Origin of the sequence: Microbacterium meiriae (assembly GCF_040685015.1) — a bacterium.
GTDB classification, from domain to species: domain Bacteria; phylum Actinomycetota; class Actinomycetes; order Actinomycetales; family Microbacteriaceae; genus Microbacterium; species Microbacterium meiriae.
This window is the reverse complement of sequence record NZ_JBFBHD010000002.1, coordinates 52,436-76,527: the sequence shown is the minus strand read 5'-3', so window position 1 is coordinate 76,527 and position 24,092 is coordinate 52,436. Positions and strand designations below refer to the sequence as shown.

Annotated in this window: 21 protein-coding genes; 9 read left to right on the top strand and 12 right to left on the bottom strand. The window is 63.6% G+C overall.

The window, feature by feature from the left end; all coding sequences use genetic code 11:
- The first annotated feature begins 64 nt into the window (after positions 1-64).
- Positions 65-703: a TetR/AcrR family transcriptional regulator gene (locus AB0N68_RS08850; RefSeq protein WP_268777334.1), complete on the top strand. Its 639-nt coding sequence runs from the start codon at positions 65-67 to the stop codon at positions 701-703.
- 330 nt (positions 704-1,033) lie between these two features.
- Here AB0N68_RS08850 and AB0N68_RS08845 read toward each other — a convergent pair whose 3' ends face one another.
- The 3 genes from AB0N68_RS08845 to AB0N68_RS08835 all read right to left on the bottom strand — a co-directional run bounded on the left by AB0N68_RS08845 (position 1,034) and on the right by AB0N68_RS08835 (position 8,156).
- Positions 1,034-1,678, bottom strand: a complete 645-nt coding sequence (locus tag AB0N68_RS08845) for a hypothetical protein (protein ID WP_149085713.1) — start codon at positions 1,676-1,678, stop codon at positions 1,034-1,036.
- Between the two features lie 2 nt (positions 1,679-1,680).
- On the bottom strand, positions 1,681-2,682 hold the full coding sequence (locus AB0N68_RS08840) for a CFI-box extended C-terminal domain-containing protein (protein WP_126892908.1): 1,002 nt from the start codon (positions 2,680-2,682) through the stop codon (positions 1,681-1,683).
- Positions 2,683-2,768: 86 nt separating this feature from the next.
- Positions 2,769-8,156 carry a DUF3320 domain-containing protein gene (locus AB0N68_RS08835; RefSeq protein ID WP_126892907.1) on the bottom strand — a complete coding sequence of 1,796 codons (5,388 nt, stop codon included), beginning with the start codon at positions 8,154-8,156 and terminating at the stop codon, positions 2,769-2,771.
- A 281-nt stretch (positions 8,157-8,437) separates the two neighbouring features.
- Here AB0N68_RS08835 and AB0N68_RS08830 point away from each other — a divergent pair, with 281 nt between their 5' ends.
- The 3 genes from AB0N68_RS08830 (at position 8,438) to AB0N68_RS08820 (ending at position 10,162) form a co-directional block, all read left to right on the top strand.
- Complete coding sequence (locus AB0N68_RS08830; protein ID WP_105950077.1) at positions 8,438-8,947, top strand: hypothetical protein; 510 nt, start codon at positions 8,438-8,440, stop codon at positions 8,945-8,947.
- Positions 8,947-9,429, top strand: a complete 483-nt coding sequence (locus tag AB0N68_RS08825) for a hypothetical protein (protein WP_105950078.1) — start codon at positions 8,947-8,949, stop codon at positions 9,427-9,429. Before AB0N68_RS08830 ends, AB0N68_RS08825 begins: the two co-directional genes overlap by 1 nt.
- Before the next feature lie 163 nt (positions 9,430-9,592).
- Positions 9,593-10,162: a hypothetical protein gene (locus AB0N68_RS08820; RefSeq protein WP_105950079.1), complete on the top strand. Its 570-nt coding sequence runs from the start codon at positions 9,593-9,595 to the stop codon at positions 10,160-10,162.
- A gap of 267 nt (positions 10,163-10,429) precedes the next feature.
- On the opposite strand, the gene AB0N68_RS08815 is transcribed toward AB0N68_RS08820, so the two are convergent.
- Positions 10,430-11,608, bottom strand: coding sequence for a protein kinase family protein (locus AB0N68_RS08815; RefSeq protein WP_158698549.1), 1,179 nt, complete (start codon positions 11,606-11,608; stop codon positions 10,430-10,432).
- A 94-nt stretch (positions 11,609-11,702) separates the two neighbouring features.
- On the opposite strand from AB0N68_RS08815, the gene AB0N68_RS08810 reads away from it, so the two are divergent.
- Both AB0N68_RS08810 and AB0N68_RS08805 read left to right on the top strand, forming a co-directional pair.
- A complete protein-coding gene (locus AB0N68_RS08810; protein ID WP_199787649.1) occupies positions 11,703-12,275 on the top strand; it encodes a hypothetical protein in 573 nt (190 codons plus the stop codon).
- A gap of 79 nt (positions 12,276-12,354) precedes the next feature.
- On the top strand, positions 12,355-13,503 hold the full coding sequence (locus AB0N68_RS08805) for a TRAFAC clade GTPase domain-containing protein (protein ID WP_363332549.1): 1,149 nt from the start codon (positions 12,355-12,357) through the stop codon (positions 13,501-13,503).
- Positions 13,504-13,857: 354 nt separating this feature from the next.
- On the opposite strand, the gene AB0N68_RS08800 is transcribed toward AB0N68_RS08805, so the two are convergent.
- The 6 genes from AB0N68_RS08800 to AB0N68_RS08775 form a co-directional block, all read right to left on the bottom strand.
- Positions 13,858-14,043, bottom strand: coding sequence for a DUF2510 domain-containing protein (locus tag AB0N68_RS08800; RefSeq protein ID WP_105950811.1), 186 nt, complete (start codon positions 14,041-14,043; stop codon positions 13,858-13,860).
- Between the two features lie 722 nt (positions 14,044-14,765).
- Positions 14,766-15,662 carry a hypothetical protein gene (locus AB0N68_RS08795; protein WP_105950083.1) on the bottom strand — a complete coding sequence of 299 codons (897 nt, stop codon included), beginning with the start codon at positions 15,660-15,662 and terminating at the stop codon, positions 14,766-14,768.
- A gap of 565 nt (positions 15,663-16,227) precedes the next feature.
- A complete protein-coding gene (locus tag AB0N68_RS08790; RefSeq protein ID WP_174235357.1) occupies positions 16,228-17,358 on the bottom strand; it encodes an NAD(P)/FAD-dependent oxidoreductase in 1,131 nt (376 codons plus the stop codon).
- Between the two features lie 144 nt (positions 17,359-17,502).
- A complete protein-coding gene (locus tag AB0N68_RS08785) occupies positions 17,503-17,805 on the bottom strand; it encodes a putative quinol monooxygenase (protein ID WP_105950085.1) in 303 nt (100 codons plus the stop codon).
- Entirely contained in the window at positions 17,802-18,371 is a 570-nt protein-coding gene (locus AB0N68_RS08780) for a type 1 glutamine amidotransferase domain-containing protein (RefSeq protein WP_126892905.1), read from the bottom strand. The genes AB0N68_RS08785 and AB0N68_RS08780 overlap by 4 nt, the downstream gene beginning before the upstream one ends.
- Position 18,372: 1 nt before the next feature.
- On the bottom strand, positions 18,373-19,539 hold the full coding sequence (locus AB0N68_RS08775; protein WP_105950087.1) for a glutathione-independent formaldehyde dehydrogenase: 1,167 nt from the start codon (positions 19,537-19,539) through the stop codon (positions 18,373-18,375).
- Between the two features lie 208 nt (positions 19,540-19,747).
- Here AB0N68_RS08775 and AB0N68_RS08770 point away from each other — a divergent pair, with 208 nt between their 5' ends.
- Together AB0N68_RS08770 and AB0N68_RS08765 are read left to right on the top strand one after the other, a co-directional pair.
- A complete protein-coding gene (locus tag AB0N68_RS08770; protein ID WP_153244971.1) occupies positions 19,748-19,924 on the top strand; it encodes a hypothetical protein in 177 nt (58 codons plus the stop codon).
- A gap of 92 nt (positions 19,925-20,016) precedes the next feature.
- Entirely contained in the window at positions 20,017-20,298 is a 282-nt protein-coding gene (locus AB0N68_RS08765) for a hypothetical protein (RefSeq protein WP_199787650.1), read from the top strand.
- Between the two features lie 570 nt (positions 20,299-20,868).
- On the opposite strand, the gene AB0N68_RS08760 is transcribed toward AB0N68_RS08765, so the two are convergent.
- Positions 20,869-21,252, bottom strand: coding sequence for a TMEM175 family protein (locus tag AB0N68_RS08760; protein ID WP_363332545.1), 384 nt, complete (start codon positions 21,250-21,252; stop codon positions 20,869-20,871).
- Between the two features lie 5 nt (positions 21,253-21,257).
- The gene (locus AB0N68_RS08755; protein ID WP_238695569.1) at positions 21,258-21,998 is read right to left on the bottom strand and encodes an aldo/keto reductase; all 741 of its coding nucleotides are present in this window, start codon (positions 21,996-21,998) and stop codon (positions 21,258-21,260) included.
- On the opposite strand from AB0N68_RS08755, the gene AB0N68_RS08750 reads away from it, so the two are divergent.
- Positions 21,958-23,994, top strand: coding sequence for a site-specific integrase (locus tag AB0N68_RS08750; RefSeq protein ID WP_162604560.1), 2,037 nt, complete (start codon positions 21,958-21,960; stop codon positions 23,992-23,994). The genes AB0N68_RS08755 and AB0N68_RS08750 overlap by 41 nt on opposite strands.
- Positions 23,995-24,092: the final 98 nt, after the last annotated feature.

The window sequence follows — 24,092 nt, the reverse complement described above, 5'->3', positions numbered from 1 at the left end:
CTTTGCCGACAACGGCTTGTTGGTCGCATGACCAATACAGGAATGTTCCTACACTGGAGGCACCATGTCAACACCCGATACGCGTCCCCGAACCAGGAAAACGCCGGAGCAGCGCGCCGGCGAGATCTACGACGCCGCGATCGCGATCGCCAGGGAGAAGGGACTGTCCGCGCTGACGCTGCGGGCGGTCGCCGGCAGGGCAGGGGTGGCGCCGGGGCTCGTCTCGCACTACGCATCGAGCATGGACGAGTTGGTCGCGCGCACCTTCCGCGAGCTGACGGCATCCGAACTGGACGACGTCCGCACCCAGGCCGAGACCGAGAGCGAGCCGGCGGCACGGATGGCACGGATGATCTCCACGGTCCTCAGCAGCGGCCACGACGACATCACGCTCGTGTGGGTGGACGCCTGGTCCCTCGGCCGCGGCAGCGCAGCGCTGTCGGTGACCATCGACGAGCAGATGAGCGCCTGGCAGTCGTTCATCGCGCAGCTCATCGAGGAGGGCCGGCGCTCCGGCGTGTTCCGCACGGATGACACGGATGCCGTGGCCTGGCAGATCCTCGCGATGATCGACGGCATCGCAGCGCATGCGCTGACGCGCCGTACCGACGCCGCGCTGTTCGCCGCCCGGTTGGCACAGGCCTGCGAGACTCTGGTCGGCGCGCCCCAGGGGACGATCGCGGAGCTCCTTCCCACGCGCTGACGGCCGCGGAGGGCCGCATAAGGCGTGCCCTCTTCGTGCCCTCGGCGATCCCGGGAAGGCAGAAGGGCCGGAACCTCTTGCGAGATTCCGGCCCTCAAATGGTGGGCTGTTGGCACAACCCGCTGTGGCAAGGCTACGTACGTCGAACGTGAGGCCACTTTCCCATGAACCCCTCACCATTTTCCTGTGGTGCCGCCAGCCTCCGCAGCATCGTCCGGGCACGGGGACCAGTCCCGCTCCTGGGCAGTCAGACTACGGCCTGGTCACAGCTCCCGCGCCGGTTGACCATAGGTCTGCCTACGCGGTCACGCAGACGACGGATGCCGCTGGCTAGGAATGCTTCGAGATCTCGTCCACACTGATGGGAGCCTCATAGCTTCGACGCTCCCAGCGCAGTCCTACGGAGTCAGTGAACCGGACAACACCTTTACTCTCGGCGGGAGCGAAGAAGTCGACGAAGGGAACCGTCGCCGCTAGCGAGAAAGTCTGGGACACGCTTCCGAGGTCCTGCATGCTCTTCACCTCTGTGACACGCTCACCGTTCTTGACAGCCCACACCTCGAGCTGGGAGATGAGCAGCCCGCTGGTGTTCTGAACTTCCACCGTCGCTCCGTGGGTCAAGCCACCGCTGAACTCACCCCGCCACGACACGACTACCGCGAGAGCCTGCCTCATGACATCTCGCTGGTGGGCTAGTTCGAAGGTCGCTCGCTCATACTCCGCGGTCTTCTGTGCTGCGTCGGCAGCGTTGGCCGCATGCTCGGCCGATTTCTCGCCGACCCGCGCTGCGTCTCGAGCGGCGGTAGCGGCACGCCACGCGGCGACAGCGGCGAAGAGGCCGACGACGGCGGCAATTACAGACACTGCCAGCCCCAGTATTGCGAGGAACTCGTCGCCCACCACCTCCACTTGAACGGGCGGCGCCGCCATCGCGAACGGAGCGCTAGTAGGAGAAGGAAAAGGGCCGAAGATCACGGTCACAGTCTGCCAACACCATTCTTCGCGAACGTCCGTTCGACGCCTGAGCGAATGCATGTTCTCCTCGGTGCTGCGAGTCCATCGGTAGCGCGGGTGACCTCATCATCCCTGCCTCCGTCATTGGAACGAAGACGGTCCACCACAAAGTCGAGCATTCCTCGAATCCGAGCACTCAGTCTCTTGTGCCTTGGCAGTCGTCTAGCTAGCGAGGGGCTAAGCGCGTAGTACGTTGCGATGAAAGTTCGGCCAAGCGCCGTGCGCCGAAGGCGTTCGTCTCGGAACTCACGAAGCACCATCACCTCAGGCGCGTCGTAGCTTCCGTAGACGGCCGTAGCGATGTAGCACCCGCCTGTCGACTTCGGGGTCGCTGCAGACGTATCAACTGTTTCTCGCACGTTGGTTGCGCGAAGGTCGGCAACGATTTGCCGATATGGCCTAGGAAGCACGTAGTTGGGGTTCCCTGAAAAGTCGCGAAGCCGCGATGCGCACGACTCCTCTGTCTGCAAAGCGCCGAGAACGTCTGCCAGATCGTCTTGCGGCGGGTATGGCAACTGCTCGTACAGCCTCGCTGCGTCGTAACGCTCGTAGACAGAAACGGCGGCCCTAATGAGGGCGACCGCCCCTCGGGCATCACCGCCGCAGAGAGTTGTTTTCCACAAGTTCCTGAGGTTGCCGAGGTCAAAGTGGCCTTCTAGCCGAAAGGACTCGATGAGCTTCTCTGCGGACGCGAGGTACTCACCTCTGCGCTTCATAGCTGTGGCTTCGAGCCGGAGAGCCGCAGGATCGGAGTAAGTGAAGAGCATGCTCGGCTCAGCGCCAGACGAAGCCGCAAGTCCCCACCCGAGCTTTCCCGATGCTCTGTCAGCATCGGACATCTGTGTGAGCGTGACCGTCTCAGTCAAGCCTTCGTTGATGTAGGGCATTGCGGCTGTATCCAGCTCAGTTGCGAATGCACTCACGAGGGCCTTGAGCTTCTCGACCTGTGTGCTGTCGTACACCATCGCCTATTCCTTTCCTACTCGCGCGAGAACTTTGCCTCGAGCTGCTGCCATCATCATCGAAGTCCGTAGGCCGATGGCCGACTGCGTCACTTAGCTGGTGGTGCCGACAAGGTATCGCCGGATTCGGCGAGAACCCCGCGGGCAACGGCGCGGTCGACAGCTGCATTCACGCGCTGGTCTACGATGGCGCCCGTCCGCGTCCAGCCGAACTGGCGCGCGATGGCGTTCACCACCTCTGAACGTGACGCTCCACCGACGTCTCGTACGAGCATCTCGGCGGCGAGCGCGAACTCGTCGAGGTGGACCTGGTCTGGCTTGCGGTTGTGGTCGCGTGACCGCACCTTGGTTACCGCGCGGTCTTTCACATCGACGAAATCGCCTTCTCGGGCGAGGCCCGCTTTGGTGATGGCTAGGTCGATGTTTTCCTTGAGTCGAGCGGTGACTCGCCCGACGGACCACCATTCTCGGATCCGCTCGCTGACGGTGTCGAGGTGCACAGGGCCTTCAACCAGGACGAGCGCCCTGAGGGGTTCAACCAGGTGGAGATGGTTGCCGGGCTCTGCTGGCTGAACCCAGTAGGGCAACGCGACCGGTTCCGCCTCGATGTAGTCGACAGCCCAGGTGAAGGGCACTTCGACTTCCGCCGCGGTCGTCTCAACCGTCGCGCGCGGAATTGTGAAGTTCCGCTTACGGGTCGCAGTTCCCGTGACCGCGGCTTCGATGGCCGCCCGGAGGCGTTCTTCTTCCTGATGACGGTCTCGGTACCATCCGGTGCCCCAGATCCGGTGGAGGGTCCACCCGAGGCCTGAGAGCACTTGGTCCCTGAGCCGATCCCGGTCACGTGCGGCGGGTGCCGAGTGGTACTGGTAGCCGTCGCACTCGACGCCGAGGGCGAAGGAGCCGGGCTTGGCGGGGTGTCGCACACCGATGTCGATGCGGAAGCCTGCGGCCCCCACTTGGGGCTCCACGACATAGCCCCAGGACTGTATCGCCCGGATTACGGATTCTTCGAACGGGGAGTCCGGCATGAGCCCCGTCACTGAGGCTTGCGTGCCGAGTACAGAGATGCCTCTGCGTGCGAAGTCTAGATACGAGCGCAGGGCTTCAACGTTCTCATTCGTGGATTGTGGGATATCGCCTGCGTCTATGGATGCGACGACCTCGATGCGTTGCCTTGCGCGTGTGACTCCCACGTTGAGGCGACGCCATCCCCTGTCTTTATTGAGGACACCGAAGTTGGTGGAGATCTTGCCCGCTTCGTCTGGGCCGTACCCGATGGAGAAGACGATGACGTCGCGTTCGTCACCTTGAACCGACTCGAGCGACCTGACGAAGAATCCATTGAGTCGGTCGCTCTTGTCGAAATGAGGATCGAGATCTCTGTGCTGCCCACGAAGCTCGTCGACCGCGGCCACGACGGCGTCGGCCTGCGCGACGGAGAAGGTGACGACGCCGAGGGAGAGCCCGGGTCTTGTCCGGTAGTGCTGAATGACTCTTTCGGCGACGGCTTTGGCTTCCTTCGGGTTGTCTGCTCCCCCGCCTCGGCGATACATCCCGTCTACGTGGAAGAACTCGACTCCGACGTCTGGTCCTTCGTCCTGCGCGGACGGGTAGGTGACGAGGTGCCCCTCGTAGAACCGGTAGTTCGAGAAGGCGATGAGGGCTTCGTGACGTGACCTGTAGTGCCATCTGAGGCCCAGGTTTCGGAAGGCACCGGAGGACTTGGCGAGTTCGAGGATCGAGGTGAAGTCTTTGACGTCCGAGTCCTCTTCGTCGGAGTCGTCGGATTCCACCGCCCGTTCGAAGAATTGCGACGGTGGAAGCTGCTTGTCGTCGCCGGCGAGGATGAAGGATCTGCCGCGGTAGATGCAGTTGATGGAGTCGCCCGGGGTGACCTGGGATGCCTCGTCGAAGATGACGACGTCGAACTTCAGGTCGTGCGGAAGGTACTGCGAGACCGCCAGTGGAGACATCATGAAAACGGGCTTGATGGCTTGAATCGCGGTGCGCGCCTGGGTGATGAGGTTGCGAACCGCCATGTGGCGTTTCTGCTTCATGCCCTCCCGCCGGATGAGGGCGGGCTCTCCCAGCGAGGTGTTCGCGGGCCGCCGCGTGTTCGCGGACTGGATGATGTCGCTGGTGGCTGCTGCGACGATCTCTCGGTCGAGCTTCTGGAACTCGGCGACGAGGGCTTCTCGGTCTGCGGCGAGTAGTGGATGCAAGCGGGTGTCAGTTCGAATGTGCTCGTCCGCCCACGCGCGCAGCAATGCACGCTCGATGACTTTCGGAACGTCCGCAGCCTGCAAGCGCTGCTCGATACAGAAGTTGACGGTCTCATCGAGGTCGAGTTCGCGAAGCTCGGCGCGGATTGCCTGATAGTCGAACCACTCCTGTTGACCGATGGTGTCGGACTGGAAGTCGCTCAGAAGCTCGAAGGCAGTCACGAAGTCGCCGAAGTCCTCCCTCAGCTCGTCCGTCCGCGACGAGTCGAACGCGTTGAGGATCTCGTCGCGCGCGCTCTCCCACTTGCGGAGGACAGACTCAAGGCTGCCTACGGGAGAGGACTGGACCAGAGCAGAAACTTGGTGGGGCGATAGCGCAGCGCCCGCAAGCTCGCGAACTCTCCCCGCCCATCCCAGTGCCACGTCCACGACGGTGAGGTCGGTGCGGGCGCCTTGGTAAAGGTCTCCGAACTGGGCGCTCAGGTCGGTCGTCGCCAAGTCCAGCTCTCGCGTACAAGCGCGCACATCCTGGACTGCAGCGATGACCGCGTCAGCATCTTCAAGAGTGTGCTCTCTGCCGGTGTGGGCTGACACCGACTCGATCCGCTCAGCGGCGCTCCTCATGGGGGCGACGTGCGTGGACAGCCACGCGACCGAAGTCGCCGGTTGCTCGACGAGCAGTTCCGGTCGCCCGGCCAGAGCAGGAGGCGATGCAACAGTTGCTCGCCAGTTGACGAGCTCGAGACGCACGGACTCCGCAACTGCCGCCTCAGCGGGGTCAACCGTCGCGGAAGCCAGGTAGGCGACCGTCGAGCGAGAGACCATGTCACCGCTGAGAGTTATGGCTTCCTCGGCCGCTCCGAGGTATCGGTCGACCGCTTCCCAGTCGGTGGACCGTCCCTGCCACCATCGCCCGAGCAGATGCCCGGAGGCGACGCCGGCGGCCTCGAACTTTCCGACGGCATCGGACCAGGCGATGGCATCCGAAAGGTGGGCGATGCCTGACTTCACCTCCTTCGCGTCGGCGAGGAGCGCTCCGAGCGCCTTCTTGTCGGTACGGTACGCGCCGGACAGTTTTCGGAGTCCGGTGTGGAGGTTGGCGAAGCGCTCCTGGAGATCCCGCAGCGGTGCCGTGAGAGCGCTCGGGGTGAAAAGTCCGCTCGCTTGTGATTCGCTTCGCTCGAGCGCGAGAGCTTCGAGACGAAGAGTGTTTGCGGCTTCGCGGGCTGCGTGGAGACCGGAGGCTGTGAGCCAAGCGGCTTCGATGCCGGGGAACTCGCGATGTATTTCAGTGATGCGCACGACACGGTCTGCGTCAGCGAAGGAAAGAGGGGTGCCCACCCCGACGAGGTGCGCGAGGTTGCCGACGGCGTTGATCGCGGCTGTGAGCGATACCGCCCTGGCTGCGAAGGAGTCTGCGGTGCCTCTCAGCGTCTGCGCGGTGAGCCCGGCGAGGTCAACTGCCCCGCGAACGGCGATGGCCTCCGAGTGCGCGGGGAAGTCGATGGGCAGCTGCTCGTGGCCGACACCCGCCAGTTCGAGAACGAGGTCAGCAGCGCGCTGGTACGTGGTGACCAGATCGCCTAGGCGTTGACGATCTGCGTGGATGGAAGTCTGGTCGACTGCGGTCAGCCATGCATCGTTGACGAAGCCGGGACGGTGAACGTGTTGGAGATCCAGCAACTCCATCAACGTCGTCGTTTGGCGAGGCGTGCGCAGTCCGAACGAATCGACGACATCGTCATTGAGGCGAATCGTGCCTTGGAGCTCTTCCAGGGCGCTGACTGCGGAATAGAGGCGAGATTCGAGCGAGGAGGGATCCGTGACAGCGCGCCAAAGGAAAGTCGAGCCTTGCGCAGCGGGGCGCCATGTTCGTTCAAGGCGACTGAGAGTGTCGCCGAGTGCTGCGCGCCCCTCTTCTGACAGTTGGAGAGGTGGGCGACCCGGAGCGGGAGCAACGGGCACGTGGACGAGCTCGGCGAGTTCACCAAGGACATCGTGAAGCGATGCCTGCAGTGGTGAGCGAAGCTCGTTCATCGCCAGCGCGTAGGAGTTGAGTCGGCGGCGACGGTCTTCAAGGGCTGAGCGAGATGGGGCGCTCATCGCGTGGGGCGGTTGGGCGACGTTGTCGAGGGTGCGAAGGAGTTCGGATGCGACGTCTTTGCGGTTTGTCTTGTGAGAGTGCAGCTCGAGCAGGTAACTCTCGAGACCGCTGTCTTTGAGGCGGTTCTTCACCACATCGAGTGCGGCGATTTTCTCCGAGACGAAGAGCACCGACTTGCCGGCGTGCATGAGCGCGCCGATCATGTTGGCGATGGTTTGAGACTTCCCCGTTCCTGGCGGTCCGTCCATCACGAAGCTGCGTCCGGCCAAGGCGGCTGCGACAGCGGCACGTTGAGAGGAGTCCGCGTCGAGCACGAGCGGTGTGCGCTCCGGCGGGGCGACCTCGTCGATGTCGGCGGGATCAACAGGGTCGAACTGGAACTCATCGCTCTGACTCGTGGGACCGCCGTTCGCCAGTGCACGGACCACCGGGTGTTCGAGGATGGTCGCTTCGTTGTCGAGGAGGTCCTTATACATGGCCTCCTTGGCGAAGGAGAATGTGGCGAGATGAACTTCCGGCTCCAAGCTCCAGTCCTTGAAATCCTTCGCCTTGCCGAGTTCTGCGGTGAAGCGGGACAGGATCTCCGAGACGGTCAGCCCCTCGACCTCTTCGTACGTCGGAAGAGTGATCCCGAACTCGTTGAGGCGCAGCGGAAGGGCAGGGTTGAGGACGGCGTCGTCCTCACCGCCCTTGATCCTCGGGGTAGCTCGAGGCCCTTCCGGGACCAACTCAACGGGGAGCAGGTAGAGCGGACTGGTCATGTCCGTCTTGTCTACGTCTTGCCACTTCAGCATGCCGAAAGCGACGTAGAGCACGGAGAGGCCGCGGTCGAGGAACTCTTCGTTCGCGCGGCGCATCAGAGTGCGGACCACAGGACCGATCTCCGCGTCTGCGCGAGGAACGTGAAGAAGCGGCCCGGAGCGTGCCGGGCGCGCTTCGCCGCTGTTCGCGTCGATGATGTCGCCGACGAAGCTCTGCAGCTTTCCGGAACGGAGCAGTTCGAGGATGGCGTCCGCGGAGGGAGCATCGAAGCTCAGCGAGGATGTCCTGGGAGCCTTGAACCGAAGGAGACGGCTTCGTCGATCCAGTCCGATGAGCCCCTCGCGCCATGTCTTCAACGCAGCACGAGTCTCGGTGGTAGTGCCCATGTCGCCCCTCCAGTGTGCCGTCGGCCGACGGTGAACCCTCACCCGACGCGATGCTTCCCCACATCGTATCGACGCGGCCGCCTCACCCGGAGAAGAAGCTTCTCCGCTCACCCCGTCGCCCGGCAGACGCACACTGTGTGATGCCAGATTCCACCTCCAGGCGCTGAGCTCACCCACGCACAACGCGCAACAAGCGTCGAAGCAGCGACCCCACGAAGGTTTCACACCGTATGGTGCACTGTATGTTGGTGGAGTACAGCACTTGAAGTAGGATCTGCAACATGAGCAACCTCATCACCATCGACGTACCGTCGGAAATCGCCGACGAAGTGCGAAGGTTCGCGGCTTTTCTCATCACCGACCAGCCGAACCGCCTCCCACGAACAGCCGTTCCGGACGACGGGATTCCCGACTATCCGCTATGGCCTGACGAACAAGTCGAGCGGTTCGCATCAGCCCCCACGACGACAGCGCGTGTTTACGTCAAGATCATGGATGCCGTCGTAGAGCACGGCGCGGCGGGCCAGTGGCTCAGCATCGCTGAACTGGCGGAGTGGACCGGACAGACGCCATCGGTGATCTCGACTTTCCGCACACACCTCTACCGCTACATCAACGCGCACCTGCCAGAGGGAACACTCGCGCCGTTCACGAGGGCAACCGGCCAAGACCTCCGCCCGGCCCGAGGACGCGAGGTCTACTACCGCATCAGCCCCGCATGCGCCGAGCAGTGGACGCGATTGCGCGGCGAAATCGAGAGAACGAGCCTCTTCGCTGGTAAGGAGTCCTAATGGTCCTCTTCAAAGACATGCTCATCGACACGCCCTACCCGATCCTCGACATCGAAGACCGCGGCGATGACAAGGATCCACTGACAAGCGAATGCACCTACTGTCGCCGCGAAGAGTGGGGACGGAACCACAGCACGCAGGACATCGTCGTGGTCCGTCGCTGGCGTGAACGCAGCGTCTGGGCCCCCGACCTCGACGGGCTCGCCAATGGCGGCTGGTTCGAATGGCGTTGCTCAAAGCACCCGTACAGATGGGAGAGTTCGCCGTACGCCGCGAATGCCCCCGACCGTCTCCGTCCAGCACCAAGTGCGCGGTGTGAGCACGTCAGCCTCGGGGACCGGTGTCGGACGCGGACGGGCGAGAACTTCGATGGCCAGTGGCTTTGCAGCGAGCACTCCACATCGGTCGTCGCGCGACTCCGGATCGAGGAGCGCATGCGCGAGATCGGCGAAGCAATCGCCGAGTCGGACCAGCACATGTGAAGCAGATGGTGGTGCCGCGTACGGCCCCACAGCACGCATGCATGCCCCCGGCAAATAGCGCAGCGCCGCGCTCGTCGTCGTCGTCGAACGTGGCCGTCACCTCACTGACGAGGGCGCTCCGACCCCAGTCCCGATGGAGCTCTACGACGGATAGGCTCACGGCATGACGATGGTCGAGCCGCCTCCTCTGGATCCGCTGACCGGAGACGAGAAGTTACTCGGACTTGACGCGTCGGTGTCTGACTTCTGGCGGTTCGCGTTGCCCGACGTGACGACGAACAATGTCCGTGGGTGGCTGGCCGAGTACCTTGTGTGGCGTGCCACCGGGGTCGAGCGGCCGGTGCGCGTCGAGTGGGACGCGTTCGACGTCCTGTGGGGCGACATCCGCATCGAGGTGAAGTCCAGCGCATTCGTGCAGCGGTGGGCGCAGCGCCAACCGTCCACGCTCGCATTCTCAGGTCTTCGTGGAAAGCTCCTCGACCCTGTGACGAACACATACGCCGCCGAGTCGACCTACAACGCCGACGTGTACGTTCTCGCCGCGAATCTCGCCGGGCGAGAGCAGTTCGATCAACTCGACATCGGGAATTGGCGATTCGCCGTGGTCTCGCGCGTTGCGCTAGAGGCAACTGGGCAGTCAACTCTCACCTGGGTGCGAGCGCAACAGCTCGCTACCGCGGTCGTCGGTTACGACGGCCTCGCGGCGGCGATCCAAGAGGCCGCCACGGGTTAGTGTTCGGGCCGGAGGCGTCGACGGGCGAGCTCCAACTCGTCACACCCGCTGATACCTCCAGGTTCGGGAGATCATCAAGGTTGTTCCGGGTGGCGGGCTTTCAGTCTGTTCGCCTGCCTGACGCGCGCCCTGAGCAACGCGTACTTACGTGCGCTTCTCCCGCCACTGCGCGAAGTCGAAGCGAACCCGAGATGCGATGTCACCGTTTTTCGCCGACCGGCAGAGATCATCCCTTCCGAAAGCCCACTGCACTGCGGACGGGCGATGCTAGACGCTGGCTTCGGCGGACGCAGAGAGAGGCGCCTCCAGAGCCTCAACGGCTGAGATCATGTCGGCGATGGAGCCAAACCGCGCGGACTCGTCGAGACTGGTCGCGCGGTTCACAATGTCACCGACCGGGCCGCTGGCGACACCCAGTCGGGTCTTGCCAGTGAAGATGAACGAGATGATTACCCCTGCGGCGTAGATGTCGTTTGTGGGCTTGAAGTCTCTGAAGGATTCCAGGAGCGGGTCGATGATCGATCCCTTCATCTCCGTCTCCGTCCGCGTGAACTCAGAGTCCCGATGCTTGTGCAGTCCGAAGTCTGACAGCTTCACGAGCACGGCGCCCATGTCGTACTTCTTGATGAGGATGTTGTTGCGGCTGATGTCCCGATGGAGCGTGCCGCGGAGGTGGAGGTAGTTGAGCCCGTACAGGAACTGGAGGGTCACACGCTTGCGTGTTGGCCAGGTGATAGTGGAATTCCCCTTACGTATGTACTCGCCCAAGGTCTCATCGCAGTACTCCATGGTGAATGAGTTGCGGTTCGGATCGTAGTCATAGGCCTCGACGATGTAGGGGAAACGGATTGACCGCAGCAGTTCGAATTCTGCTCGGAAGCGAGCGAGGTCTCGCTCGGAGATGTTGGCCTTGGCTCGCTTCACCGCGAACGTTTCGTTGTACAGTGCGTCGTCGTACTTGTGTACCAGCGCGAAGGAACCTTCCCCGACGAGTGTGAGGACCGGCGGGGCATCGCTCCTGCGTTGTGGAGCTGGCGCTGAGGTGAACATCACGGCCTCGTAGCGCTCGATCTCTATTCGTTCGACTGAGTCCGGGATCGGACTTCCTCCCGAGTAGACCAGGAACGATTTGCACTCTTCGATGAGCTTTCTGTAGTCCTCGCGCACCTCGAAGGTCACACCGGCACGCTTGAGCGATTTCCTCATGTCGCTGATCTGCTGGATCAGGTCCATGAGGTCACGACTGTCGCCCGCGTTGAAGTGACGCCCAATGGTCATCTTCGTGTTCATGAACCGGAAGTGGCCGTTGAGCCTCTCGTGTAGGACCGCGAAGATGCCATCGAGCGGTGGGGCCTCCGCTGAATACAACGCCAGGTATTCCGGCTCGGCATCATCGGGGTCGATATCTGTCGCCAGCCCGCGCGCGACATCGTCCAGCGTGACCATATGCTCATCCTGGCAGAACGGGAGCGGGCGCCTCGGTACCGCAGCGTTCGCTGAAGCAGCGTCAGCGCTGCCGCCGGTACGAGAGACTGGGCGGATGACCACCCTGCCTGACATCACTCTCCTGCCGGTTCGGCACCTGCTACAGCTAGAGGCGAGGGTCGTGCATGAACTTCGGCGGCGCGACCTGGTACGGACGAACAACAAGCCGTTGGGCGATATCGCAGAGCACGTTGTCTGGCTGGCCCGTGGCGGAGTACTGGAACCCAACTCGACCAAGTCGCACGACATCACCACCGCCGCTGGCTGGCGCATCCAGGTGAAGGCGATGGCCAACCGCGCAGCCGGGCCCGGCGCGCGCTTTAGCCCGTTCCGGAGCGCGGACTACGACACCGCAGTGTTCCTCGTTTTCGGTGCCGAGTTCGACATCGTTGAGGCCATTGAAGTCGAAGCGGCCCTGATCGAGGAGCGCGTGCGGTTCGTCGCGCACGTCGCGGGCCGCCAGCCCAGCCTCACCCAGGTGCGCGCGCTCGGCAACGACGTGACCGCAGAGATGCAGTCGGCGTATGAGCAAATCGATGATCAGCCGCTTGCGGGGCGCGACAGCGTCCGCTCTGGCCAGGCGGGCGACGGCGCCGGCCCTGGCGAAGTTCGTCGGCAGAGGCCTTAGGCGTCCGAGAGACAACGGATTCCCGCGCCGTTGCGGCACTGTCGGCCGGTTGTCATAGACGTGCTCTACGTTGGGACCCATGCAAGAGAAGAAATCTGCGCTTGAACAGCACATCGCCGTGTTCGGGGAAAGCGGAAGCGGCAAGACCGTGCTGGTGTCGTCCTTCTATGGCGCGGCGCAGGAAGCATCGTTCTTGAAGCAAAGCCTCTATCGCGTCGTGGCCGAGGACATCGGTCAAGGCGCCCGACTGAACCGCAACTATCTCGGTATGCGAGACGAAGCCAGAGCCCCCGACCTCACCCGCTTTGCGGCGACGTCATACGCCTTCTCGATCAAGTTGAAGGATCCGCCAAACCAGAAGGCGTCCAAGGCGCAACCGTTCCACGCGTTGCAACTTGTCTGGCACGACTACCCCGGTGATTGGTTCGAGCAGGGTGCGAGTGGCGAAGAGGCACGGCGCCGCGTCGACACGTTTCGCTCACTCCTCGGGTCAGACGTTGCGTTGCTGCTCGTCGATGGTCAGCGCCTACTGGATCATGCAGGCGACGAAGAACGCTACTTGAAGTCACTCTTCAGCAACTACGCCAACGGACTCCTCGCGCTCAAGGACGATCTGCTCGAGGAGGGGACGCCACTTGCGCAGTTCCCGCGCATCTGGATCGTGGCGCTGTCGAAGGCGGACCTGCTTCCTCACATGGACGTTTTCAAGTTCCGAGACCTGCTCGACCTGAACGCCGCCGACGACCTCGACGAGCTGCGTAAGGTGCTCGCTGGCTTCGTTCAGAATCCAAGCGCGATGTCAGTCGCCGAAGACTTCCTCTTGTTGTCATCAGCGAAGTTCGAGCCGAACAAGATCGAAGTCGACAAGCGCGTCGGGATCGACCTCGTTCTGCCCGTGGCCGCATTGCTTCCGCTTGAGCGCCATGCGAAGTGGGCGAGGCTCGGGCAGCTTCCGACCAAGGTCGCTCAGAGCATCATCAGCGGCGGGTCAAAGCTTCTAGCCGCCGCGCTCCTCGGCAAGCAGAATAAGGGCAAGCTCGGTGCCGTCCTCGCGATGCTAAGCCCAGACGTCATTGATGAAGCAGCTCAGATGGCCGGCGACAAGCTCCGTGAGCTGAACGCGCAGGCGCTTGCCAAGCACAATTTCGTCACTGCGACGCTGACGCAGTTCCAGATGGACTTGGATAAGGGGGAGGAAGATGATGTTCTCCTTCGGAGCCTGACGTGATGCTTCAGCCGGGTTCATACATCTGGGCGACGCGAGGTCGAGAGTGGGGCTTCCGTTTCCTCCGCGATGGCGGGTACGACGATCCCCTCCCGGTCTACGAAGACGCGTTCGATGGGGTGGCTGAGCAACGCACGGTCATGAGACGAGTTGGTGATGTGCTGGCGATTCGCTTCTTGGATCCGGAAGGAAGGGAAGACCACGCGCGTCGGCCCATTTCTCACGACTTCGTTGTCCGCGCGACAGGCTCCTCCCGTCTGCCGGACATGACCATTGCAGCGCGAGTCGCCTGGGAGTCCGTGGCCGAGGAGTACGCCGGTATGTGGAATGCGGAGGCGCCGTAGCACTGGGCACCGCTCAGGGCATAGGTGCGACGTGACCCGTCCAGCCCGTTCCGTCCCACCACCGGATGGAACCGACCCTGTCGTCGTACCACCCTGCAGGAATCGTAGGCGCCGACTGACGGTGCTCCGTCCATGCGGCGCCGTTCCACCAACGTAGCCCGACACTTGCGCCGTCGGTGTACCAGCCTGCTGAGGGCATCATCGGCGTTGCGTCAACGACTGTCCCAGGGCTGTCTGCGTCGGCATTTTGGGAAGATTGATCCGCGGCTTCACCTTTGCCTTCGCGCCGCTTCTGGAATAGTCGTACAGTGCCGTACGCGAGGCCTCCAATGGCGGCGATAGCTGCCAGGTCTCTCAGCCTGAGGTCCGCTTCGCCCGCTCCGGACGAGTCATCGACGGCGCCTTCGACGCTCTCGCAGTCGCACTCATACTGTAGGCATTCCCACTCGTGCGAGTGCCAGCACCAATGCTCACATTCACCTTCGCACTCCCACGACCACTCGTGCGTGCAGAAGTCCGCCACCGTCATCGACACAGCGGTCTACTAGGACGAGCGCGTTCCTGAGGCACGGCCTGATCTTATCGGTCTGAGGATGTGCCGTTGGTATGTGAGCTCCTAACCCGCGAGCCTCAGCTAGCAGGGCCGACTCAGGCCTGCAGGACGTGCTCAGCGTCTTGCAGACCGGGGCGAACGACCCTTGGACCTGGGCGCAGTGGTAGAACGTGGCGCTGCCCGAAGCGGCTTCATCCCGCAACATCACGCAGCTCTGCGAAGGGCGTCTCGAGGAGTCGCTACTGGCTGCCCGACACGACGCCTGGTCGTGGAGCAGCTGAGCCCGTGGCGGACGTCACGCCTCCGCTGTCCCGAACGGTCAGCATGCATGCGCACTAACGTTGGAGCGGCAGAGAGGGCCCTCGCTGTCAGCGGAGCGTGCGGTTGCGGAACTCGTCGCCCACTTCGGTCAGCAGCAACAGACCTTCCTTGAACGGGAGGTTGAGGTTACGGATGACGCTCTCGATCTTCTTCTTCTCGACCGAAAGCTCACTCTTGTAGGTGGCGCGGTGCGCGGCGTTCAGAGCCTCTCGGATCTTCCGAGCCTTCCGGTCTTCCCCCGTAGGTGGAGCCTTCACGTACTCGAGTTCGGCGACGCCTTCGAACCAGAGTCGGGTAGCGATGCCGTCGGTGCGCTTCGGCAAGTCGCGACGCGCGACCTTCTCCTCCGGCGACATCCCGACACCTCGCCTTACTGCTTCTACGTCCTCGGCTCGGCGGTCACCCTCAAGGTCCACCGGAGCGCGAGCTGGTGCGGGAGCCGTCACGGCCTCGGGCTCCACCTCGGTCGTGGCGAGCCCGAGCTCAGATCGGAGCTTGGCTACTTCGGCGCGGAGCTTGACGACTTCAGTATCCACTCCGGCCGGGGCGGGAGTGGGAACTGGCGAAGCTAGCGTCGTGGGGGCCGCGGTGTGCCCCTTGAACGACGCGTTCAGCGCGCTCCTGTACTCGCGTGGAGACCCTGAGAAGTGCGCGATGTTCCCGTCGCGGAAGTTGATGCGGAACTGTACCGTGTCGTCTTTGAAGGCCTTGGGCACCAGTCCGCCAACCAGGGCTCCGACGGGCCCGGCGATGATGCTGCCAGCGACGATCCCGGCGCCTCCTGCGGCGTAGTTGTATTCCTTGCCGGTTCCGACGATGTCAACGGAGGAGACGGTGTTGGCGTTCAAGTCCCAGCTCCCCGAGGGGAGGCGGGTGAGCGAGCCGAACCCGATGGCGTAGACACCGATCTTCGGCAGCGTGCCACCAATGTACTTGAGGGTCATGGCATGAGCTTACTGACGATGACCCCGTCAATCAGGGCAGGGCGCATACACGTTCTCCACTGCCTTTCCCCACACCCAGCACCAGAACACCTGCTCCTCGGCCCCGAACTCGACGCCCGCGGCGAGCGGCGTGGACCTGGGTACCAACGAGGACGGCTACGCAATGGTGTTCGATGTCTTCAAGGCCGAGGATGGCTCCGAGCGAGCCTGTCTAGGCTCCGGCCTGGTGCACGAAGCGGTCTGCAGTGCCGGGGCGCGCGGCCGATAACGTCGCAAGATTCGACCTCGACTCGCTCTGACTCGCCTGCCGGGGGTCCTGACCCCTGATGAGTGGTGCCGACGCTGCGGCGCCGAGGGCGCTGCTCGGGACACGGTCATCCGTCGACTCGCGCACGAGCCGCTGGGGTGGCGACCCACCGTCCTTGAGGTCGCGGTGCGTCGTCGCGGACAAAGGTGTCGGTGCTTCCGCGGGCTACCTCACCGCCGCACTGCACGCAGCCACCAACGTGACCCCATCGCGACGAGTCCAGAGTTGCGGGCCACCCCCGCGATTGGGAGACATGCCCTAGCTCTGGGCCTCGCCGAGGCGCGCTTCGTGCGTGAGCTCGGCGCGGAGACCGCCGCCGGTCGCAGCCCGGGCAAGAGCGCGACCCAGCGCAGGTGCCTGCTTGAACAAATTGTGACCGGCCACAAAAAGGACAGAGCCTGCCTCCCACACGGCCACGCCGTCCTCACTCCACGGGAGATCGGTCACCCAGCAGTGAAGGAAGTCGCGCGGCTCCGGGTGGAGACCGGGCAGCGCCCGTGTCACGTACTCGCGTGCGCGTTCGTCCAGCGATCGAATCGCCGCCGGGTCGATGAAAGTTCCGTCGTCGCGGACGCGGACGGTGTCGCTGAGTCCGACCGAATAGCTGCTGTTGCCCGGTAGCGGCGTCGCGTAGACGCCGACTTCGCCGAAGACGCCGCTGCTGTCCTGCAGGCACGCGACTCGTTCCGGGGCGGCGGCTTTCACGTCGAAGGTCAGCCTGACGTGAGCGGCAAGGCGAACCGGCAGCGACAGGCCGACGCTGCGTGCCAGGCGGGCGGTTTCGCGGCCGGCGCACACGATCACCTTGGAGTAAACAGCCCGGTCGGTGACGCTGCGCACCTCGACCGTCCCGTCGGCGCGGGGATCGATGGAGATGACCTCACCGGTGGTGACCGCATCTGCGAGGGCACCCGTTAGTGCCGTGATCGCGGCGCGGGTGCGGATCGCGCCGCCCGACTCGTCGAGCACCGCTGGCCCCGAGTACCCAGCAAGCAGCGGCATCCGCTGGGCGACCTCGGCCGCATCGATCTCGTGCGCTACCACGCCGCCGACCTGGTCGAGCACCCGCAGCCGCGCCAGGGCGCTGTCTCCGATCGCCAGGACACCGTCTGATGAGACCAGCTCGACGTCGAAGTGTTCGGACCACTCATCCCATACGCCGCGGCTTTCGCGCGCGAAAGCGACGAGTCGCGGGTCGTCGTGGGCATGCCGGAAGATCCGCGACTCGCCTGCGGACTGACCCGTCCCGGGCACACCAGCCTCGTACAAGCGCACCGGCACGCCCTGCTCCCGCAGCGCGTACGCCGTCGAGAGACCGACGATCCCGCCCCCGATCACTGCTACCTCGGGTGAACGCGTCGTGGCAACGCCGTCGTCAGTTCCTGTCATCGCGGTTTCCCGATCTGTTGGTGATCAGCGGTAGGCCGAAAGGGAAGGGGCCGCTGCCACGATGTCAGCGGGCTGTGTAAGCCCGAAGTCACCGCGCGCCGCGACCCCCCCCCCTTTCTGGGTCAGTACTCCCGGTCTGTGGTTTCAGGCGGGGAGTTTGGAGCCCAGGACGTCGAGCTTCTCGATCGTCGGCTCGCTGAACAGTTTGCCCGTCTGCTCGCCGAGAGCGGTCGCAACTGCGCCGGACAGGTGCGCGTCGCGGCCGGCGTCATCGGGGAACACGTCGAAGATCCCGAATGAGGACGGGCCGAGACGGATCGCGAACCACGCGGTGGTGGCCGGTTCCTCCTCGACGAGCCCTCGCCCGATGCCGAGAAACTCCTGGACCTCGTCTTCCTTGCCGGGCAGGGCCTCCAGCCTGACAAGCAGTCCCTTCGTGACGCTCATGACGTCACCTCTTCCTGGGTCGAACTGCTCGCAAATTTCGCCACGATCGTATCGCAGAACGCAGGCAGGTCGTCGGGTGAGCGGCTGGTGATCAGGTTCCCGTCGACCACGACATCCTGGTCAACGACCTCCGCTCCGGCGTTGCGCAGATCCGTGCGGATGCTCGGGAAGGACGTCAAGGTGCGACCTCCGACCACGCCAGCCTCGATCAACGTCCAAGGCCCGTGACAGATCGCGGCAATGGGCTTGCCAGTTTCGACGAAGTCGCGGACGAAGGAGACGGCGTCCTTGTCGACCCGGAGCTGGTCGGGGTTCACCGTGCCGCCGGGAAGCAGCAGGGCGTCGTAGTCGCCCACCGAGGCGTCGGCGACCAACCCGTCGACGGTGAACGTGCCCGCTTCATCCAGGTCGTTCTTACGGGCCTTGATCTCGCCGTCGTGGATCGAAAGGACCTCGGTCTGAGCGCCGGCCCGTTCCAGTGCTTCGCGGGGTTGCTCGAGCTCAACGCGTTCGACTCCGTCGGCGGCGAGGATCGCGACCCTCTTGCCCTGAAGTTCTGCTGCCATCTCAGTTTTCCTTCGTTCCGTTTGACATGCCGGGCTTGATGAGGACCTTAGTCCAACCCTTGGACCTGGCGTCGAAGTTCTTGTAGGCATCGGCAGCCTGGTCCAGCGAGATCTCGTGGGAGACGATCCACGAAGGGGTCGCCTTGCCGGCCGCGATCAAGTCCCGCAGCTGGCGGTTGTACCGCTTGACCGGGGCCTGACCGCTTCCCATGGTCTGCCCCTTGAACCAATGTGTGCCGAAGTCGATGGCCGCCTTGCCCTGCTTGGCCAATTCGCCCTCGGCCCCCGGGTCCTGGGGGACGAACACGCCGACGGTGCCGATCCCTCCGGTGAAGCGGACCGCGTTGATGAGCATGTTCAAGGTGGCGGCGGTGTCCTCGTTGCCCTGCGGATCGTGGGCCTGGTAGCCCACGCATTCGCAACCACGGTCAGCTCCGAGCCCCATAGTCTCGTCCAGCACAGCCTGCACGGGGTCGACCTTGGAGTCGTCGATGGCAATCGCACCGATCTGCTCGGCCAGCGCGAGCCGGTCAGGGTGGCGATCGACCACCATCACCTTTGCTGCGCCCTTGATCATCGCGGACAGGGCGGCCATCAATCCGACCGGACCCGCCCCAGCGATCACAACGCTGTCGCCGGGGATCACGCCGGCCATCTCGGTGGCGTGGTAGCCGGTGGGGAAGATGTCAGAGAGCATGACGTAGTCGTTCTCCCTATCCTCCGCATCCTCGCCCAGGCGCAGCGCGTTGTGGTCACCGAAAGGCACGCGGAGAAGCTCCGCTTGGCCACCGCCATAGGGACCCATGTCGGCGAACCCATAAGCCGCACCGGCGAGTGATGGGTCGGGCTGAGTGGTGAGGCAGTAGTTGGTCAGGCCGCGTTCGCAGTTCTTACAGAACCCGCACGAGATGTTGAACGGGAGCACAACCCGGTCTCCGACCCTGACCTTCTCCACGCCACTACCGACCTCGATGACCTCCCCCATGTTCTCGTGCCCGAACGTCCGGCCCACCTCGAAGGAGGTCCTCCCCTCGTACATGTGGAGGTCCGAGCCGCAGATGTTCGTCGTCGTCACCCTGACCAGGACATCGGTGGGCCGCTCGATCTTCGCGTCCGGGACCTCCTTCGTGCTGACCTGACGGGGTCCCTCGTACACCACTGCTTTCATGTCTACTCCGATCTGATGGTGTTGCTCGGTAGCCTTCTGGCCTTGATAGCCTCCTGGCAGAGCCTTGACAATGCAGCCCTTCGCGAGGTAGCGGACACCCTCGGGAACCACGTGTCAAGGGGCTCGCCTTGCGTTGATGTGTGTAGCGATCGAGCCGGGGTGGTGCCCGGGTCCCGCTGCGCGGAACCCTCTCCCCCAGTCTCAGGGCATGGGGTTCTCGGATCAAAAGAGCCACAGTCGACACCCGACCAGCGTCGTCGATGCCTGGGATACCGCACTCGCGGATCACAGCAAGGAGATATTGATCCGACTGCGGGCCGAGGTTGAGCAGATTCAAGCCGAGGCTGACGCCTCGGACGACCTGGCGGACGAGCACACGAAATAGAACATCTGTTCTAAAATCGATAACCTGGCGGTCCGCAAGGAGGATCGGCAGTGGGTACATCGAAGCGATACGCGTCGGCGGCCGATCGCAGGATGGATACGCGCATCCTCGAGCGGATCGCCGCGGAGGCCGGCCCCCTGCAGTCGCTCTCGAGCGCCGACCTGCGCTTAGACGTAGAACCGGTGACGATCGACCCGCGGCCGAAGCCTGCGAAAGCGTGGGTGCGCTTCGGCGCCACGCCGGCGCTCGTCGACGCGGAGGTCTGCCGGTCGACAGCGGATGCCTGCGCGATCAGGTTCCGCGTGGGCGAGACGGAGATGAAGGCATGGGTATGGGCCTCGGCTGTCACCCCGGCCTCTCCTGCAAGGCGCTGAACGTCCCCTGTGGACGGTTTCTGCAGCGCCGCCAGCATCCTGGTTGCCTGGCATCGTGGATGACGACGAATGGCCGGGCTTCTCCCCTACCTGTGAGCGCTGCCTGGTGCAGCTGCAACCGTCGTGGAACCCGCCGACTTCCCCGGTCTGGCGGTGCCCGAATTGCGGCCTGGTGCGCATGTTCTAGCCGATCTGGCGGACGGCGAGCAAAGCAAGCCCGAAAACGTCGGACGACGGTAGGTCGCTATTCACTCGCAAGGAGCGTGCAGCTCCGAGGTACTATCCGCTCCTTCAGTCAACGAGCCATCTGATCGTGTCCCGGTTCAATACCGGGTCTGAACACGGGCTTTGCGGGGGAAATGACGTAGCTCAACGTTACAATCCCCGCCGCGATCAATCCAACACGCCAATTCCAGAACGCCAAGCCGAATGCCGCCCAATAGGCAGCGGCGGTAAGACCATACTTGATGGTAAGGCGGCGAAGATAAGCCTCGGTTAGCCTTCGATCGGGAAAACCTCTGGCGGTGGCGTACACCCACCGAAGAAACCACCAGGTCGCCGGTGCCGCTGCTATGCCCAGGTACCAAAGGGCGGCGGTCGTGCTGTCCGCATCTCCACCGAAATGTTCGACCAACTGGCGCGCGGGAAATGGAGTGATACTGACCGCAGCAAAAAGCCGATGGTCAGCAGGTTGTAGCCGTGGTCGGTCTTCTCCAGCAGCTTGCCGCTGAAATGACTGTGGGACCAATAGAGGCCGATGAGGATCACGCTGAGGACGTAGGCGGCGTAGTCCGGTGCCAGCTTCAGGTAGGCCGCGGCGAGGTCGCCATCCTCAGGCCTCGGTGCGCGCAGTTCCACCACAGGGACGGTGATCGCGATCGCAAACACCGCGTCGCTGAACACCTCGAGCCGATCCGTCTCATGTTCGGTTCCCTTGAGAGAGAAGACCGCCATTCGAGCTAGAGCATCTCGAGCGGGCGACGGTCGCGTGGCCGAGGAAATGCCGCGTCGAGTGTCGCAAGATCGGCGTCGGAAAGGACGATATCTGCGGCTGCCCGGTTCTCCCGCACATGTGCGATCGAACTCGCCTTCGGAATCGCAATGAGGCCATCGTGCCGCAACGTCCAGGAAAGTGCGACCTGCGCAGGGGTAGCACCAACCTTAGCTGCGATCTTCACAAGGGAGGGATGGCTCGAGAGTCGTCCCTGCTCGACGGGACTATAGGCCATGACAGGCATTTCATGAGCGACGAGCCACGGCAACAATTCCAACTCAGGGCCTCGACGGACGAGATTGTAGAGAACCTGATCGGTCACGCAGCCATCCCCGCCGGCAGCAACAAGCTCGTCCATGTCGTCAGTATCGAGGTTGCTGACACCCCAATACCGAATCTTCCCGGCCGATTTCAGCGCCTCCATCGCTTCTATCGTCTCAACGAGCGGCACCGATCCCCGCCAGTGGAGCAGGTAGAGGTCGAGCCGGTCGGTGCCGAGACGTCTCAAGCTCGCCTCGCATGCGCGTGAAAGGCGTGCGCGCGAGGCGTTCTGCGGATACGCCTTGCTGACGAGGAACAACCGGCCGCACCGGTCGCCTAGCGCTTCGCAGATCAGCGCTTCCGCCGCGCCGTCGCCGTACATCTCGGCAGTATCAACGAGTGTCATGCCCAGCTCGACACCGGCGATCAACGCGGCGATCGGCAAGGAGAGACGGCGCAAGGACCGAGCGCGCAACCGTCGGAACCTGGACCCAGGAACGACGATCCTCCTTGAGCAGGGCAGCCCTTGGAGCGACGCTCCGACTGCGAAGATCGAGCAACTCGTCATCGCCATCGCGCCGACGGTAATGGGAGCAGGACGCCTCGCTGCCTACCTCCGCAGCGCGCCCCCGCTCGCTTCGTCAAGGGATCAGGCCATGCCACGCGCGGCACAGCGGCTCCTCCGGAAAGCTCGCACCGCAGACCTGAAAGTCGCCCTGCCCGCCTGTGGACAGTGCGGCGAAGAGCGCTTCCTGGAACAGACAAGTCCGACCGGAGAACGGCTCGGCGGGCGCTGCACGAAACGCCGCTACGCTGCGCCCTGCTCTATATGCGACAGGCTTCTACCAATCACGCGCCGCATTGGTGAGTCACAATTCTGCGCCAACTGCTGGCGGCGCGACCCGAGGTCGCGAAGGGAATGCGCGGAGTGTGGGCGGCTACGCACGACCCACTCCATCGTCGGCGACAAGCCGTACTGCAACGACTGCGTGCCGAAACCGCGGATCGTATGTTTCATCTGTCACGAGGTCCGGCGGCTTTACTCCGCACGCATCGGTACTGGAGTCTGTGAGAGCTGCTACATCTCGACCGCCGGGTTTATGAAGCCGTGCCCTGAGTGCGGTGACAAACGTGTGATCGCCCACGACAAGGACGACAGACTGGTGTGTGCAGACTGTGCCGGGAACGCACCACTTTTCACCTGCAATGAATGCGGAGGCGAACGGGGGGCACGGCGGACGCTGTGCTCGGGCTGCGATCTGGTGAAACAAGTCGAGGAGCTATTCTCCGAAGCGTCGGATAGCGACGCGCGTGCTGCCCTCGAACCTCTACGCCACTATCTCCTTTCCTACAAGCACGACGCGGACCGGCTTCTGCGCTGGATGAGCCGCAGCACTAGCATCGCGATCCTGCGGCGGATTCTCGATGGCGAGATCCCCATCAGTCAACGCGCGTTGGAGATGCCCGAGCATCCGCATGCAGCATTGCGCGTTCGGGCTCTGCTTGAAGTCACGGGATGTCTGACAGAAGAACGCGACCCCTGGGCGTCATATGAACAATGGGCGGATCAACTCATCGCGATTTGCCCAAAGGCGAACCGAGAGCAATTTACGATCTTCACCCGTTGGATCGTTCCTGCCACCGCGCGCGTGCAGATTCGACGACGAGGCATCACCGATAGCACCCTCAGCCGGGCCAGAGAGATGAGCCGCGCGGCGCTCGAATTCCTCCAGATGCTCGAAGCGCGGAACCTGTCGTTGCAATCCGCCCCGCAGTCGATCTTCGACGAGTTCGCTGCCTCGCGCCGCAGCAGAGCAATCGCGATCCGTCCTTTCATCCGATGGGCGAAACAGACCGGCGCGATGCGCCGAATCTCCGCCCCGGTACGACCCAAGTCCGCCCCGTCGCTCGCCTACAGCGAGGCCACCCATCATTCTTGGGTGTCTCGCTTCCTCGAAGACGATCAGCTGAACGAGGGAACGAGGCTCGTCGGATTGATGGTCGGTCTCTACGCAGCGCCGATCACACGGCTCGTCAAACTCCAAGACAAGAACATCGTCTATCGAGGCGAAACGGCGACGCTTTCCCTCGGGAACGCTCCGCTCCACCTAGCGCCACGCGTCACCGAACTGCTCGGCATGCAACTGGCGCAGCGCGCTATATCCCCGGAAGGATGGTTATTCCCATCACCCGCCCTTCCTGGCCGACACATCGACCCCTCGACGCTTACCAAACGCCTGAGAGACCTCGGCTGCGAGACCATCCTGCTGCGCGGCGCTGCGATGATCAACCTGACCGCTACCGTCCCGCTCGGACCCTTGGCGGATCTCACAGGGCGATCACTATCGGCGACAGGCAGATGGATCAAGTCATCGGGTAGCACCTATCTGGTGTACCCGGCGATCCGGGATCCCTCCCGTCCTGGTGTGTCCAGCCAGTAGAACACTGCCGGGAACTCGCGGCCTTCGTGTCCTCAGATGCTGTTGAGTAGGCTGAGATCGAGTCCGTGCCACTCGCGCACACGCGAGAACGGACTCGT

Excerpts from the sequence above, each read along its gene's own strand:
- AB0N68_RS08820 (WP_105950079.1), top strand. The coding sequence starts at position 9,593 with ATGACGATGGTCGAGCCGCCTCCTCTGGATCCGCTGACCGGAGACGAG.
- AB0N68_RS08810 (WP_199787649.1), top strand. The coding sequence starts at position 11,703 with ATGACCACCCTGCCTGACATCACTCTCCTGCCGGTTCGGCACCTGCTA.
- AB0N68_RS08760 (WP_363332545.1), bottom strand. The coding sequence starts at position 21,252 with ATGGCGGTCTTCTCTCTCAAGGGAACCGAACATGAGACGGATCGGCTC.
- AB0N68_RS08800 (WP_105950811.1), bottom strand. The coding sequence starts at position 14,043 with ATGCCCTCAGCAGGCTGGTACACCGACGGCGCAAGTGTCGGGCTACGT.
- AB0N68_RS08840 (WP_126892908.1), bottom strand. The coding sequence starts at position 2,682 with ATGGTGTACGACAGCACACAGGTCGAGAAGCTCAAGGCCCTCGTGAGT.
- AB0N68_RS08770 (WP_153244971.1), top strand. The coding sequence starts at position 19,748 with ATGGGGTTCTCGGATCAAAAGAGCCACAGTCGACACCCGACCAGCGTC.
- AB0N68_RS08835 (WP_126892907.1), bottom strand. The coding sequence starts at position 8,156 with ATGGGCACTACCACCGAGACTCGTGCTGCGTTGAAGACATGGCGCGAG.
- AB0N68_RS08750 (WP_162604560.1), top strand. The coding sequence starts at position 21,958 with ATGCCCAGCTCGACACCGGCGATCAACGCGGCGATCGGCAAGGAGAGA.
- AB0N68_RS08850 (WP_268777334.1), top strand. The coding sequence starts at position 65 with ATGTCAACACCCGATACGCGTCCCCGAACCAGGAAAACGCCGGAGCAG.
- AB0N68_RS08765 (WP_199787650.1), top strand. The coding sequence starts at position 20,017 with ATGGATACGCGCATCCTCGAGCGGATCGCCGCGGAGGCCGGCCCCCTG.
- AB0N68_RS08785 (WP_105950085.1), bottom strand. The coding sequence starts at position 17,805 with ATGAGCGTCACGAAGGGACTGCTTGTCAGGCTGGAGGCCCTGCCCGGC.
- AB0N68_RS08815 (WP_158698549.1), bottom strand. The coding sequence starts at position 11,608 with ATGGTCACGCTGGACGATGTCGCGCGCGGGCTGGCGACAGATATCGAC.
- AB0N68_RS08780 (WP_126892905.1), bottom strand. The coding sequence starts at position 18,371 with ATGGCAGCAGAACTTCAGGGCAAGAGGGTCGCGATCCTCGCCGCCGAC.
- AB0N68_RS08790 (WP_174235357.1), bottom strand. The coding sequence starts at position 17,358 with ATGACAGGAACTGACGACGGCGTTGCCACGACGCGTTCACCCGAGGTA.
- AB0N68_RS08830 (WP_105950077.1), top strand. The coding sequence starts at position 8,438 with ATGAGCAACCTCATCACCATCGACGTACCGTCGGAAATCGCCGACGAA.
- AB0N68_RS08795 (WP_105950083.1), bottom strand. The coding sequence starts at position 15,662 with ATGACCCTCAAGTACATTGGTGGCACGCTGCCGAAGATCGGTGTCTAC.
- AB0N68_RS08825 (WP_105950078.1), top strand. The coding sequence starts at position 8,947 with ATGGTCCTCTTCAAAGACATGCTCATCGACACGCCCTACCCGATCCTC.
- AB0N68_RS08805 (WP_363332549.1), top strand. The coding sequence starts at position 12,355 with ATGCAAGAGAAGAAATCTGCGCTTGAACAGCACATCGCCGTGTTCGGG.
- AB0N68_RS08775 (WP_105950087.1), bottom strand. The coding sequence starts at position 19,539 with ATGAAAGCAGTGGTGTACGAGGGACCCCGTCAGGTCAGCACGAAGGAG.